Source organism: Achromobacter sp. 77 (assembly GCF_020541125.1).
Classification (GTDB): domain Bacteria; phylum Pseudomonadota; class Gammaproteobacteria; order Burkholderiales; family Burkholderiaceae_B; genus Achromobacter; species Achromobacter mucicolens.
Genome location: NZ_CP059848.1, coordinates 4,947,091 through 4,960,213 on the forward strand (window position 1 = coordinate 4,947,091; position 13,123 = coordinate 4,960,213).

Genomic DNA, 13,123 nt, shown 5'->3' on the forward strand with positions numbered 1-13,123 from the left:
AACTGCGAGGTGACGTTACGCGAGTTGCGGCGTCATGCTGGCGCCCAGCCTGGCTGCGGGCGCGTCGATGACCTGACCGTCGGGCAGCTTGAAGACCGACACGGCGCCGGCCAGCTGGCGAGCCTGCTCTTCCAGCGCGCCGGCCGCGGCGGCCGCCTCTTCGACGAGCGCGGCGTTTTGCTGCGTCACGCTATCCATCTGCGACACGGCGCGGTTGACCTGGTCGATGCCGGTGGCCTGCTCTTCGGAAGCGGCCGAGATCTCGGCCATCAAGCTGGTCACGCGCTGCACGGACTCGACGATCTCGCGCATCGTGGCGCCTGCGTTTTCAACCTGCTCCGATCCCACCCCGACCTTCTGCGCGGAGTCCTCGATGAGCTGCTTGATTTCCTTGGCGGCCGCGGCGCTGCGTTGCGCCAGCGTGCGCACTTCGCTGGCGACGACGGCAAAGCCCTTGCCCTGCTCGCCCGCGCGTGCGGCTTCCACCGCCGCGTTGAGCGCCAGGATATTGGTCTGGAATGCGATGCCATCGATCACGCCCACGATGTCGGCGATGCGCGACGAGCTGCCCGAAATGGCGCGCATCGTTTCGACCACGCTGGAGACAGCTTGCCCGCCGCGCTGCGCGACGGCCTCGGACGCGGCGACCATGCGGTTGGCTTCACGCGCGGTGTCGGCGTTCTGCTTCACGGTGGTGGCCAGCTCTTCCATGCTGGCCGCGGTTTCCTCGAGCGAGGCGGCCTGCTCTTCGGTGCGGCTGGAAAGATCGGTGTTGCCCGAGGAGATCTCGCGCGCGCCGACGTTGATTTCGTCGACGCCGCGGCGCACGGCCGACACGGTGCGCACCAGGCTGTCCTGCATGCCCTTGAGCGCACTGAGCAGCGCGCCGATTTCGTTTTTGCCGAAGTCGGCGACGCGGCGCGTCAGGTCGCCTTCGGCGATGCGGCGAAAGACCTCGCCGGCCTCGACCAGCGGACGCACGATCATGCGGCGGATCAGCACGTGGGCGCCCACGGCCACCAGCAGGCCCAGCGCCAGAATACCGGCGAGCAGCCCGGTGAAGAGCGAGTTGAACATGGAGATTTCGTCCATGACCGCCTGGCCGGTGGCCTCGGCGCGCTGGATGAACGCATCGCGCTCACTCACCAGGCGCTCTTGCACCGACTGCGTGCCTTGCTTGAAGTAGGCCTCCATGTCGCCCGCTTCAAGGACGCGGCCCACGTTCTGCAGGTTGGTGCTGAGCTTGGTGTAGGCGTCGATGATGGCGGCCGATTCCGCTTTTTCCTCGGCGGTCAGGCCGCTGGAAAAGCCCTGGAAGGCGCGGTCGGCCGACACGATGCGCTGGCGCGCCGCGACGAGCGAAGTCTTGTCGTCGGTGTTGCCTTGCGCGACGCGGGTGGCGTAGCGGCTGAGGTCGGTACGGGCCGCGACCAGCGACAGCGAAGCGGCGTTCACCGCGTTGACCTGCTGCTGCGACAGGCGATAGAGCTGCGCGACATCCTGGTTGGTTTGGCGCAGGGCGGCAAAGCCCATTGCGCCGATCACCAGCTGGAAGGTGAAAAAGATCGCGATGATTCCCAATAGCACCGTCGCGATGCGGGTGTTCCTGAACATGGCCATTCTCCAAAAGGGTGGGCGGCAGACTCGCGTCGACCCCGATTGCTGCTGCGCGTAAGTACCTCGCGCTAAGGCAGGGAGAATTATTCAGTCAAGGCAATATATTTCAAGCGGTAACACGCCCCGTTTTGCGGCGCTTATTCGCTTGATTGGAAATCCGGGGGTGTGATAGGGGTTAACCCGTATTCAGTGACGCTGGATGCGCCGTGCGGCCATGAGGCCGCACGGGATCACGATTGATTGACGACCAGCCGAACGAGGATCCGGCGGCCCGGCTCCAGACGCTCCAGGACGAGAAGCTGGGGCCCTTTTTCGTCGTAGCGGGAGAGGTTGGCGCGCCAGCCGCCCTGCTCGAAGGCGATGGGGCGGCCCAATTCGTCGCGCTTGACGTCAGAGGCCTGCGGATCTGCCGCCAGCTTGCCGCGCAGCCAGTCGCGCAAGCCCGACACGGGCATGCTGCTGCCCAGGGCGTCCTCGGCGAGCGCATCGGGGTTGTCGGCGACAAGGCGGGTGCCGTCGGCCTTGGTGAGGCTGGCAGCGCCGGGGCGGCCTTCCACGCGGGCTTCGGTCGATCCCAGCGGGTTGGTCAGGTCCAGCACATAGCGGCGCCCATCGTCGGACCACGAGAAGCCGCCCTGCACGGCATTCTGCTTGCCGCCTTCTTCGTTGACGGTGATGGCAAAGCGGCCAATGCGCGAGAACGCGTCGTCGCCGGCCCCTTCAATGGGCTTGGGCAAGGACGTGCAGGCGGCAAGCGTGAAGGCAAGCAGCGCCAGCGCCACCCAGCGCAGGCCGGACGCCGCGCCGCGAAATCCTGCAAAGACTGCCGTCACAGATTGACCCCCAGACGCTTCACGACGTCCTGGACCGTCTTGTTCTTGGGATCCTTCTGCAAGGCGGCGCGCAGCAGGTCCGTGGCCTGATCGCGCTTGCCCTGCGCCCAAAGCACCTCGGCCAGATGGGCCGCGATGTCGGCTTCGGGACGCACACTGTAGGCGCGGCGCAGGTAGTCCGCCGCCGCAATGGTGTCGCCCATGCGGAACTTGACCCAGCCCATGCTATCGAGGATGAACGGATCGTTGGGCGAGAGCTCCAGTGCCTGCGTGATGAGATCGAGGGCTTCGGGCAGGCGCTGGTTGTGGTCGGCCAGCGTGTAGCCCAGCGCGTTGTACGCGTGGGCATGGTCCGGATCCAGGGCGATGACCTGGCGCAGCATGCGCTCCAGGTCGGCCAGACGGTTCTGGCGTTCGTACAGCATCGCCAGTTCGTATTTGATCTCGACCGTGTCCGGCAGCGCCTGGTCCGCGGCTTCCAGGGCAGCGACCGCCTGACCGATGCGGTCGGCATCGCGCAGGATCTGCGCCTTGGTCAGCGAGCCCAGGGCGCGTTCTTCTTCGTCCTGCGGGCCGGCCGAGTCGATCATGGCCAGCGCCTCGTCCACGCGGCCGCTCTTGGCGCGCAGCGCGGCCTGGCGCATGCGCACGGAATAGCGCAGCGTGGGGTCGTCGATACGGCCGAGTTCGGCGATGGCTTCGTCGTAGCGGCCCTGGTCTTCGGCGATGCGCGCGAGCAGCACGTGCGCATCGGCGGCAGCCGCCCCGGCGTCAGTGGCGCCGGGCACCGTGGCCCGCTGGCGCTGGTTCTGGACGTCCAGATACTGCTGCAGCAGGGTCTTGGCCTGCGCGAGTTGTCCGGACTTGTAGGCCAATTGGGCCTGCATGAAGAGCAGGTCGAAATCCTCGGGCGAGCGGCGCGACATGGCCTGCAGCTCGGCCAGGGCGGCGTCGTAGTCGCCGCTGTCGGCCAGTTGGCCGGCCAGCATCAGGCGGACCTTGCGCGCGCCGGGATTGCGGTTGATGAAGGCGCGGGCCTCGGTCTGCGCGCGCTTGGGATCGACTTTGGAGCCGTACTCCAGCACGCGCTGGGCGGCGCCTTCGGATTTGGGGTCGGCGGCCAGCGCGGCGCGCGATTCCTGGGCAGCGCGCTCGTAGTCGCCGGCGGCGGAAGCCACGTCGGCCAGCGCAAGGTGCGCGGCGGGCAGCTTGCGCACGCTGTCGCTCAGGGATTCGTCCAGGATGCGCAGCGCAAGGCGGCGGTCGTTCAGGCGGCTGAGCACGGCAAGCGCCTGGCCGATGGCGGCCGGCTTGTCGCGCGAGGAATCGATGCGTTTGCGCAGCGCTTGGGCCAGGCCCTTGGTCTGGCCATTGGCGGCGGCCAGCGCCAGTTCGGTGGAGCTGGCTTCGATGTCGTTGGGGGCCAGACGGGCCCAGACGCGGGCGGCATCCAGCGCTCCGGGCAGATTGCCCCCGGCAAGCTGGAACTCGAGGCCGCGGCGGGCAAGGCGGGGATCGCCGGTGTCGCGGGCCAGACCGACCATGGTGGTGGCGGCGGTGCCGTACATGCCCCGTTGGGCGGCGATCTCGGAAGCCAGTACGCGGTAGAAGATATCGCCGGTCAGCGACACGTAAGGCAATTGACCTGGGCGCAGGCGGATGACTTCGGTTTCAGGCTGGCGGTTCTGGGGAGCCATCCGTGGACCCGTCGCGTCACGCGTCCGGCCGTCGGCGGCCTGGGCCGGCGGGGCCATGATTGCTGCCAGCGCAAGCCCCAACGCGGCGATCCCGATATTCATTTGTTTAAAAGACGACTTCACGCGGCCCGTCCGGTTGATGGCACAATCTTCGTACACGCAATTGATGATCTTACACTGGCTCATGCCGGAACTGCCTGAAGTCGAAACCACGCGCCGAGGAATCGACGCCATCATCACCGGCCAGACGCTATCGCGACTGGTCGTTCACGAACCCCGCATGCGTTGGCCCATCCCGCCGGAGCTGCCGTCCCTGATCGGCGGACGCACCGTGCTGGAATGCGCGCGGCGCGGCAAGTACCTGCTCCTGCGCTTCGAACATGGCACCCAGATCGTGCATCTGGGCATGTCGGGCTCCCTGCGCAGCGTGGCGCCCGGTGAATTCCTGCGCAAGCACGACCATGTCGAATGGATCTTCGATGGCGCGGTCCTGCGCCTGCACGATCCGCGCCGATTCGGCGCCGTGCTGTGGCACGACGACGCCGACGGCCCCCTCGAAGCCCACCCGCTGCTGGCCAAGCTGGGCATCGAACCCTTCGACCCGCGCTTTGACGGCGCCTGGCTGCACCGGCACTTCAAGAACCACGGCGCCGCCGTCAAGCAGGTGCTGCTGGCCGGCATGGCGGTCGTGGGGGTGGGCAACATCTATGCGTCGGAAAGCCTCTTTCGCGCGCGCATCAACCCGAAGACGCCGGCCAACAAGCTGTCGCTGGCCCGTTGCGAGCGCCTGGCCGACATGGTGCGGGCCACGCTGGCCGACGCCCTCACCTCCGGCGGCAGCACCCTGCGCGACTACGTGGGCGCCAGCGGCGAACCGGGCGCCTACTTCGAGATTCACGCGGCCGTGTACGAGCGCGAAGGGCTGCCCTGCCGGGTCTGCGGCACGCCGATCCGCCGCTTTGTCCAGGGCCAGCGCGCGACTTACTACTGCCCAAAATGCCAACGGAACTGATGGGCGACGTGACGACGCGCATGGCGAAATCGCCGTTACAACCCGGGAATTCGTTTATAGCAAACGTATTGCACGAAAACTAACGCGGGACTATATTTCCTTCCACACACCCTATTCCTAGAAAAGTGGAAGGAGCCTCCATGAGCAAGCAATTCGCCTCGCACGCGGACCTGGACGACAAGGTCGTCTCGTTCGAAAAGCTGTCCGACAACGCCTATGCCTACACGGCCGAAGGCGACCCCAACACGGGCGTGATCATCGGCGACGAGGCCGTCATGGTGATCGACACCCAAGCCACGCCGGTGATGGCCGAAGACGTGATCCGCCGCATCCGCGAGGTGACGGACAAGCCCATCAAGTACATCCTGCTGTCGCACTATCACGCCGTGCGCGTGTTCGGCGCCTCGGCCTACAACGCCCAGGAAATCCTGGCCAGCCGCGATACCTACGACCTGATCGCCGAACGCGGCGAGCAGGACAAGGCCAGCGAGATCGGCCGTTTTCCGCGCCTGTTCCGCAACGCCGAGTCGATTCCGCCGGGCCTGGTCTGGCCGACCATGACGTTCAAGGGCGAGATGACGGTCAACCTGGGCAACCTGGAAGTCAAGCTGCTGCAGGTCGGCCGCGGCCACACCAAGGGCGACACCATTGCCTGGCTGCCCGAACAGAAGATCCTGTTCGCCGGCGACCTGGTCGAATACCAGTCCACGCCCTACTGCGGCGACGCCTACTTCCGCGATTGGCCCACCACGCTGGACGCGCTGGCGGGCTTTGAAGCCGAAAAGATGGTCCCGGGCCGCGGCCCCGCCCTCAAGAACGCCACCGAAGTGCGCCAGGGCCTAGCCGGCACGCGCGCCTTCCTGACGGACCTGTACGGCGCCGTGAACCGCGGCGTGGCCGAAGGCAAGGACCTGAAGACGATCTACCGCGAGGTCTACGACTTCATGAAGCCGCGCTACAGCGACTGGGTGATCTTCGACCACTGCATGCCGTTCGACGTGTCGCGCGCCTACGACGAAGCCACGGGCTACACGCACCCGCGCATCTGGACCGACAAGCGCGACCTGGAAATGTGGGCGCAGCTGGAAGGCTGATCCCCCCACCCTGCCTCGACAAGCAAGAACCGGACACGCGCGACCCCTTGCGGCGCAGCGTGTCCGCATAACTAGAAAATGACCCACACAGGAGACAACCGTGGGAGACATCGACTTTCAGGCGATGGAGTTCGCCTATGAAAAGCACGCGGACCAGACGGCGGCCAACCTGGCGCGCCATCAGGTCGTGGTGGTGGGCGCCGGCCCCGTTGGCCTGACCACGGCGCTGGACCTGGCGCGTCAAGGCGTGCACGTGGTGGTGCTGGACGACGACTACCGGCTGTCCACCGGATCGCGCGCCATCTGCTTTTCCAAGCGCACGCTGGAAATCTGGGACCGCCTGGGCGTGGGCCAGCGCATGATCGACAAGGGCGTGTCGTGGAACGTGGGTAAGGTGTTTTTCCGCGAGCAGGAAGTGTGGCGTTTTGACCTGCTGCCCGAGCCCGGCCACCGGCGTCCGGCGTTCATCAACCTGCAGCAGTACTACGCCGAAGGCTATCTGTACGAAGCGGCCCGCCAGCAGCCCAACATCGAGCTGCGCTGGAAGAACAAGGTCGCCGGCGTCATGCAAGGCGACGATGGCGTGACGCTGACCGTGGAAACGCCGGAAGGCCCGTACTCGCTGCATGCCGATTGGCTGATCGCCTGCGACGGCGCGCGCTCGCCCGTGCGCAAGCTCATCGGCCAGGAAAGCCACGGCCGCATCTTCCGCGACCGGTTCCTGATTGCCGACGTCAAGATGACGGCGGATTTCCCGTCCGAGCGCTGGTTCTGGTTCGACCCGCCCTTTCACCCCAACCAATCGGTGCTGCTGCACCGGCAGCCCGACAATGTCTGGCGCATCGACTTCCAGCTGGGCTGGAATGCGGACCCCGTCGAAGCCGTCAAGCCGGAGAACGTGCTGCCCCGCATCCGGGCGCTGCTCGGGCCGGACGCGCAGTTCGACCTGGAATGGGTCAGCGTCTACACCTTTGCGTGCGAGCGCATGGACAAGTTCCGCCACGGCCGTATCGTCTTCGCGGGCGACGCCGCGCATCGCGTGTCGCCGTTCGGCGCGCGCGGCGCCAACAGCGGCGTGCAGGACGCCGAGAACCTGGCCTGGAAGCTCAAGCTGGTGCTGGCGGGGCTTGCGCCCGACACGCTGATCGACAGCTACAGCGCCGAACGCGAGTTCGCCGCCGACGAGAACATCCTGAACTCGTCGCGCGCCACCGACTTCATCACGCCCAAGAGCGAGATCAGCCGCAGCTTCCGCAATGCGGTGCTCAACCTGGCAAAGGACCATCCGTTCGCGCGGTCGCTGGTGAATAGCGGCCGCCTGTCGCTGCCGGCCACCTATGCCGGATCGCCGCTGAACACGCCGGACGCCGACGCCTTCACCGGCCGCATGGTGCCGGGCGCGGTGGCGCTGGATGCGCCGGTGCAAAGGCAAGGCGAACCGGGCTGGTGGTTGTCGCAGCTGGATGGCGAGTTCGTGCTGGCGGTGTTCTGCGGCGCTGCGCTGCCCGCCCGCGAAACGCTGGCGGCGTTGCAGGCGCTGCGCATGGCGCCGGTGCCCGTCAAGGCCGTACTGGTGGCCGATGCGCAGTGCGACGTGGCCGCGCTGCCCGCCGAGGTGGCCGTGGTGCGGGACAGCGACGGCTGCCTGGCCAAACGCTACGACGCGCAGGCGGGCACCGCCTACCTGATCCGCCCCGATCAGCACATCGCCGCGCGCTGGCGCGCCTTCGAATCCGACGCCGTCGCCGCCGCCGTTCATCGCGCGACAGGCCGCGCGTGATTTCAGAGGTTATCCCCATGCTTATCACCGACACCAATCTCGCCGCGCCGGACGACTTCTACGAAGCGCTGATCGACGCCCACCGCGACCTGTCCAACGAGCAGAGCCAGGAGCTGAATGCGGCGCTGATCCTGCTCTTGGCGAACCACCTGGGCGATATGGCCCTGCTGAAGGAAGCCTTGCATCACGCACGCGCTTCCGTGACGCAGCCGGCCTGAGAGGCCGGCCCCGCCATCACGGCGCGGCGCCACGCGGGCCGCTAGGAACCGACCGCGAAGGTGTTGACGATCAGGGCGCGCAGCCACTGATTGCCGCCGTCGCGGTCCACCCGGCGCTGCCAGTACATGTTGGTTTGCAGCGCCGGCACCTTGAGCGGCGGCGTCATGAAGCGCAAGCCAAACGGCGCAGCGGCGCTGGCCGCCAGCTTTTCCGGCACGGTCGCCAAGAGGTCGGTGGCGCTGACGATGTAGGGCACCGCGGAAAAATGCGGCACGCTGAAATGCTCGGCCAGATCCACCCCCGCCCGCTCCATCGACTGGTTGACCTGCCCATAGGGCGCCGCGCGCGACACGATGAGGTGACGCTCTGCGCGAAACGCCTTGATCCCCATGCCCGCATGCGCGGTGGGATGCGCCTGGCGAAAGAGCGTGGCGTAGCCCTGGCGAAACAGCATCCGCTGCAACGTGCCCGCCCCCATTTCATCGAACGCCCCGATCGCCAGGTCCACCCGGCCCGACTCCATCTCGCGCGGCAGGTCGGGGCCCAGCACGCGCACGGAGTCGATCCGGACCTGGGGCGCCTTCTGGACACAGACCTCCATGAGGCGCGGCATGAAGTGGATTTCGCCGACATCCGTCATGGCCACGCGAAAGCGCCGGTTGCTGGTGGCCGCATCGAACACATCCTGGTCCTGCAACGCCTGCGACAGCAGGCCTAGCGCTTCGCTGACGGGCCCAGCCAGCCGCTGGGCCCGAGGCGTGGGCAGCATGCCCTGCGCCGTGCGCACAAAGAGTTCGTCGCCGAACGCCGTGCGCAGGCGCCGCAGGGCATTGCTGACCGCCGGCTGCGACAGATCCATGCGCCGCGCCACCGCCGACAGGTTGCGGTCTTCGAGCAGGTGTTGAAACAGCAGCAACAGGTTCAAATCCACGTCGCGCAACTCGGCCATTTGGCCTCCCTACTATTCACAAAATTTATAGTCGCTATTTTTGCATTCCCGTAGCCGCAACAGGGATTTTTTCCGACAATGGCACATCGGCTGGGGCAACGCCCGCGCCGGCCACCACACCAAGCCGCGCGGCCAAGCACCGCGCCCGCCGCCCCAGGAGGATTCCATGGAACTGCAATACCAGACCGGCTTCGGCAACGATTGCGCCACCGAGGCCTTGCCCGGCGCCCTGCCCATCGGCCGCAATTCGCCGCAGCAATGTCCCTACGGCCTGTACGCCGAGCAGCTGTCCGGCACGGCCTTCACCGCGCCCCGCGCCGAGAACCGCCGCTCGTGGCTGTACCGGATCCGTCCGGGCGCGCAGCACAAGCCTTTTGAAGCCTTCGACGGCGCCACCGGCTGGCTGAGCACGTTCGGCCACCGCCCGGTCACGCCGAACCAGCTGCGCTGGAGCCCGATGCCGATTCCGGACGCGCCCACGGATTTCCTGGAAGGCGTGAAGACGTGGGGCGGCAATGGCGGCCCCGACGAACAGGGCGGCGTGGGCATCCATCTGTACGCGGCCAACCGCTCGATGCAGGGCCGTTACTTCTACAACGCCGACGGCGAACTGCTGCTGGTGCCGCAAGAGGGCCGGCTGCGCCTGGCCACCGAACTGGGGCTGATCGACCTGGAACCGCTGGAAATTGCCGTCATTCCGCGCGGCGTGCGGTTCCGCGTGGAGCTGCTGGACGGCACGGCGCGCGGCTACATGCTCGAGAACTTTGGCGCGGCGCTGCGTCTGCCGGAACTGGGCCCGATCGGCTCGAACTGTCTGGCCAATGCGCGCGACTTCAAGACGCCCGTGGCTTGGTACGAAGACGTGGACGGCGACTTTGAACTGATCGCCAAGTTCACGGGCGGCTTCTGGCGCGCCTCGATCGACCACTCGCCGCTGAACGTGGTGGCCTGGCATGGCACGCACGCCCCCTACAAATACGACCTGCGCAACTTCAACACCGTCGGTTCGATCAGCTTCGACCATCCGGATCCGTCAATCTTCACGGTGCTGACGGCGCCGTCGGACACCCCGGGCACGGCCAACATGGACTTCGCGATCTTCCCGCCGCGCATCCTGGCCATGGAGAACACGTTCCGTCCGCCCTGGTTCCACCGCAACATCGCCAGCGAATTCATGGGCCTGATCCAGGGCGTGTACGACGCCAAGGCCGATGGCTTCGCGCCGGGCGGCGCCAGCCTGCACAACTGCATGAGCGGCCACGGCCCCGATGCCGAGACGTTCGAGAAGGCCTCGCATGCGGACACCAGCAAGGCGCATTACATCCGCGACACGATGGCGTTCATGTTCGAGACCCGCCGCGTGATCCGCCCGACGGAGCAGGCGCTGGCGTCGGTAGAATTGCAGGGCGATTACTACCGGTGCTGGCAGGGCATCGCAAAGCACTTCGATCCCAAGAAGGCGTGACGCGACCGCGTCAGCCTTCGTTGCCGGCGGCGATGCGCGAAGAGCGCATCGCCGTTTGGCGTTTCATGCATCCGGCGCGCGGCAGGCCCGTGCGCCCGGCCGGCTCCCATAACCACACTGACCGAGACACGCAGCCATGACCACCATCAACGAAACCCACGACCCGTCCTTGAAGAGCTGGGTCGCCAGCGCCAATTCGGACACGTCGGATTTCCCCGTGCAGAACCTGCCCTACGGCGCTTTCCGCCGCAAGGGCACGCAAGAATCCTTCCGGCCCGGCGTGGCCATCGGCGACCAGATCCTGGACCTGGCCGCGCTGGCCGGCAAGCAGCCGTTCGAAGGCCTGGCCGCTGAAGCCCTGGCCGCCTGCGCCACCGACAGCCTGAATGCGTTGATGGCCCTGGGCCAATCGCACTGGAGCGCGCTGCGCCTGGCCCTGTCGCGCGCGCTGCGCGAAGGCGCCGCCCTGCGCGCCACCGTGGAGCCGCTGCTGGTCGCGCAAGCGGACGCCGAATACACCACGCCCGCCCGCATCGGCGACTACACCGACTTCTATATCTCGGTGCATCACGCCACCGCCGTGGGCAAGCAGTTCCGCCCCGACAATCCCCTGCTGCCGAACTACAAGTGGGTGCCCATCGGCTATCACGGCCGCGCCTCCAGCATCGGCGTGAATCAGAAATTCCCGCGTCCCGTCGGCCAGACCCGCCCCGCCAACGAAGGCGAAACGCCGCAGTTCGGCCCCTGCGCGCGCCTGGACTACGAACTGGAACTGGGGATTTTCGTGGGCACGGGCAACGCCCAGGGTGAACGCATCGAACTGGCCGATGCCGATTCGCACGTGTTCGGCCTGTGCATCCTGAACGACTGGTCGGCGCGCGACATCCAGGCTTGGGAATACCAGCCGCTCGGCCCCTTCCTGTCCAAGAACTTCGCGTCGACGATCTCGCCGTGGATCGTCACGATGGAAGCGCTGGAGCCGTTCCGCACGCAATGGAACCGCGGCGCGGGCGAACCCCAGCCGATGCCGTACCTGTCGTCGGACGCCAACCGCGCCAAGGGCGCCTATGACGTGCAGATGCAAGTGCTGATGACCACCGAGCAATCCCGCGCCGCAAGCACGCCGCCGGTGCAGCTGTCCAGCAGCAACTTCCGCGATGCGTACTGGAACGTGGCCCAGCTCATCACGCATCACACGGTCAACGGCTGCAATCTGCAACCGGGCGACATGCTGGGCACCGGCACGCTGTCCGGCCCGCGCCCGGCGGAAGCAGGTTCGCTGCTGGAATTGAGCAATGGCGGCAAGGCGCCAATCGAACTGCCGTGGGGCGAGAAGCGCACGTTCCTGCAGGACGGCGACCAGATCATCATCCGCGCCGAATGCGTGAAGGCGGGTTATCCGCGCATCGGCTTCGGGGAATGCTCGGGCGTCGTGCTGCCCGCGCGCATCTAAGCCTGCGCCCGCCGCAAACCCGCTAGCTAGAGGAAGGGTTTGCGGCGGCCGGCGATCCGGGGGCCGGCCGTCCGGCGGCAGGCGATCCTGGCCGCGCGACCAGCGCCTCGATCTCGTCGTCCTTGGCCTGCCACTGCTGGCCGAGCCATTGGTGGAACGTGGTGCGAAATGCCTTGTCGCGCGAGTAATCGGCTTCGCAGAAAGCCGGCGGCACCGGCAACTGCCGCATGCGCACCACCACCCGGCCTGCGCGTCCGCAGGCAAAGTCCCAGAAGCTGGGCACGCCGTCCGGATAGGCAATGGTTGCGTCGATCATCGAACGGAAGCGCGCGCCCATCGCATTCAACGACACCGCCAGCCCTCCCGCCTTGGGCTTGAGCAGATGCCGGTACGGGGAACCCTGCGCCGCGCGCTTGGCTGGGCTGAAACGCGTGCCTTCGGCAAATACCATCACACTGGTGGGCACCAGCGAAAACTTGGCGCAGGCGCGGCGCGCGGCTTCCTGGTCCTGGCGCCCCAGATCCGGGTTCTTGCGCAGGGCCGCCTTGCCGTGCCGCTTCATGAAGGGAAAGTCCAGCGCCCACCACGCCAGTCCGATGACCGGAACGTAGATGAGCTGCTGCTTGAGGAAGAACTTGAGCAGCGGGATGCGCCGGTTAAGCGCGTACTGCAGCACGAAGATGTCGACCCACGACTGATGGTTGCAATTGACCAGATACCAGTCCGCATAGCGCAGGCCCTGATTGCCCTGAATATCCCAGGCTTGGGGCTGGATGCGCATGAACCAGCCCGTATTGCACGATACCCACGCCGTGGCGATGCCGTTGAGAATGGGATCGATGCGCCGCCTGACCGCGGCAAACGGCAACGCCAGCTTCAGCAGCGAGACCGGGAACAGCAGCAGGCACCAGAACAGCGTGTTGATGGCCAGCCAGAGGGTGCTGAGCACGCCGGTTATCCACGCCAGCCGGCCGCGTGGCACGGGGATGGCCAGGCGGCGCCGC

At 66.9% G+C, this 13,123-nt stretch carries 11 protein-coding genes; 6 read left to right on the forward strand and 5 right to left on the reverse strand.

Annotated features, from left to right (window positions below):
* Positions 1-15: 15 nt before the first annotated feature.
* The 3 genes from H4P35_RS22890 to H4P35_RS22900 form a co-directional block, all read right to left on the reverse strand.
* Complete coding sequence (locus H4P35_RS22890) at positions 16-1,614, reverse strand: methyl-accepting chemotaxis protein (protein ID WP_062840011.1); 1,599 nt, start codon at positions 1,612-1,614, stop codon at positions 16-18.
* Between the two features lie 233 nt (positions 1,615-1,847).
* Positions 1,848-2,450: a lipoprotein insertase outer membrane protein LolB gene (gene lolB, locus H4P35_RS22895; protein WP_152382587.1), complete on the reverse strand. Its 603-nt coding sequence runs from the start codon at positions 2,448-2,450 to the stop codon at positions 1,848-1,850.
* Entirely contained in the window at positions 2,447-4,333 is a 1,887-nt protein-coding gene (locus H4P35_RS22900) for a lipopolysaccharide assembly protein LapB (protein WP_180097798.1), read from the reverse strand. The genes lolB and H4P35_RS22900 overlap by 4 nt, the downstream gene beginning before the upstream one ends.
* Here H4P35_RS22900 and mutM point away from each other — a divergent pair.
* From mutM to H4P35_RS22920, 4 genes are all read left to right on the forward strand, one after another.
* Positions 4,332-5,159, forward strand: coding sequence for a bifunctional DNA-formamidopyrimidine glycosylase/DNA-(apurinic or apyrimidinic site) lyase (gene mutM, locus H4P35_RS22905; RefSeq protein WP_062840008.1), 828 nt, complete (start codon positions 4,332-4,334; stop codon positions 5,157-5,159). The genes H4P35_RS22900 and mutM overlap by 2 nt on opposite strands.
* A gap of 140 nt (positions 5,160-5,299) precedes the next feature.
* Complete coding sequence (locus H4P35_RS22910; RefSeq protein ID WP_063953853.1) at positions 5,300-6,253, forward strand: MBL fold metallo-hydrolase; 954 nt, start codon at positions 5,300-5,302, stop codon at positions 6,251-6,253.
* Between the two features lie 100 nt (positions 6,254-6,353).
* Positions 6,354-8,033, forward strand: a complete 1,680-nt coding sequence (locus tag H4P35_RS22915) for an FAD-dependent oxidoreductase (protein ID WP_226847117.1) — start codon at positions 6,354-6,356, stop codon at positions 8,031-8,033.
* Positions 8,034-8,050: 17 nt separating this feature from the next.
* Positions 8,051-8,251, forward strand: coding sequence for a DUF2783 domain-containing protein (locus H4P35_RS22920; RefSeq protein ID WP_276558003.1), 201 nt, complete (start codon positions 8,051-8,053; stop codon positions 8,249-8,251).
* Between the two features lie 41 nt (positions 8,252-8,292).
* Here H4P35_RS22920 and H4P35_RS22925 read toward each other — a convergent pair whose 3' ends face one another.
* Positions 8,293-9,201 carry a LysR family transcriptional regulator gene (locus tag H4P35_RS22925; protein ID WP_062840005.1) on the reverse strand — a complete coding sequence of 303 codons (909 nt, stop codon included), beginning with the start codon at positions 9,199-9,201 and terminating at the stop codon, positions 8,293-8,295.
* Between the two features lie 166 nt (positions 9,202-9,367).
* Here H4P35_RS22925 and hmgA point away from each other — a divergent pair, with 166 nt between their 5' ends.
* The gene (gene hmgA / locus H4P35_RS22930) at positions 9,368-10,666 is read left to right on the forward strand and encodes a homogentisate 1,2-dioxygenase (RefSeq protein ID WP_226847118.1); all 1,299 of its coding nucleotides are present in this window, start codon (positions 9,368-9,370) and stop codon (positions 10,664-10,666) included.
* A gap of 136 nt (positions 10,667-10,802) precedes the next feature.
* The gene (gene fahA, locus H4P35_RS22935; RefSeq protein WP_226847119.1) at positions 10,803-12,119 is read left to right on the forward strand and encodes a fumarylacetoacetase; all 1,317 of its coding nucleotides are present in this window, start codon (positions 10,803-10,805) and stop codon (positions 12,117-12,119) included.
* Between the two features lie 22 nt (positions 12,120-12,141).
* Here fahA and H4P35_RS22940 read toward each other — a convergent pair whose 3' ends face one another.
* Positions 12,142-13,101: an acyltransferase gene (locus H4P35_RS22940; RefSeq protein WP_370638987.1), complete on the reverse strand. Its 960-nt coding sequence runs from the start codon at positions 13,099-13,101 to the stop codon at positions 12,142-12,144.
* Positions 13,102-13,123: the final 22 nt, after the last annotated feature.

Excerpts from the sequence above, each read along its gene's own strand:
- H4P35_RS22890 (WP_062840011.1), bottom strand. The coding sequence starts at position 1,614 with ATGTTCAGGAACACCCGCATCGCGACGGTGCTATTGGGAATCATCGCG.
- mutM (WP_062840008.1), top strand. The coding sequence starts at position 4,332 with ATGCCGGAACTGCCTGAAGTCGAAACCACGCGCCGAGGAATCGACGCC.
- H4P35_RS22900 (WP_180097798.1), bottom strand. The coding sequence starts at position 4,333 with ATGAGCCAGTGTAAGATCATCAATTGCGTGTACGAAGATTGTGCCATC.
- H4P35_RS22910 (WP_063953853.1), top strand. The coding sequence starts at position 5,300 with ATGAGCAAGCAATTCGCCTCGCACGCGGACCTGGACGACAAGGTCGTC.
- H4P35_RS22920 (WP_276558003.1), top strand. The coding sequence starts at position 8,051 with ATGCTTATCACCGACACCAATCTCGCCGCGCCGGACGACTTCTACGAA.
- H4P35_RS22925 (WP_062840005.1), bottom strand. The coding sequence starts at position 9,201 with ATGGCCGAGTTGCGCGACGTGGATTTGAACCTGTTGCTGCTGTTTCAA.
- hmgA (WP_226847118.1), top strand. The coding sequence starts at position 9,368 with ATGGAACTGCAATACCAGACCGGCTTCGGCAACGATTGCGCCACCGAG.
- fahA (WP_226847119.1), top strand. The coding sequence starts at position 10,803 with ATGACCACCATCAACGAAACCCACGACCCGTCCTTGAAGAGCTGGGTC.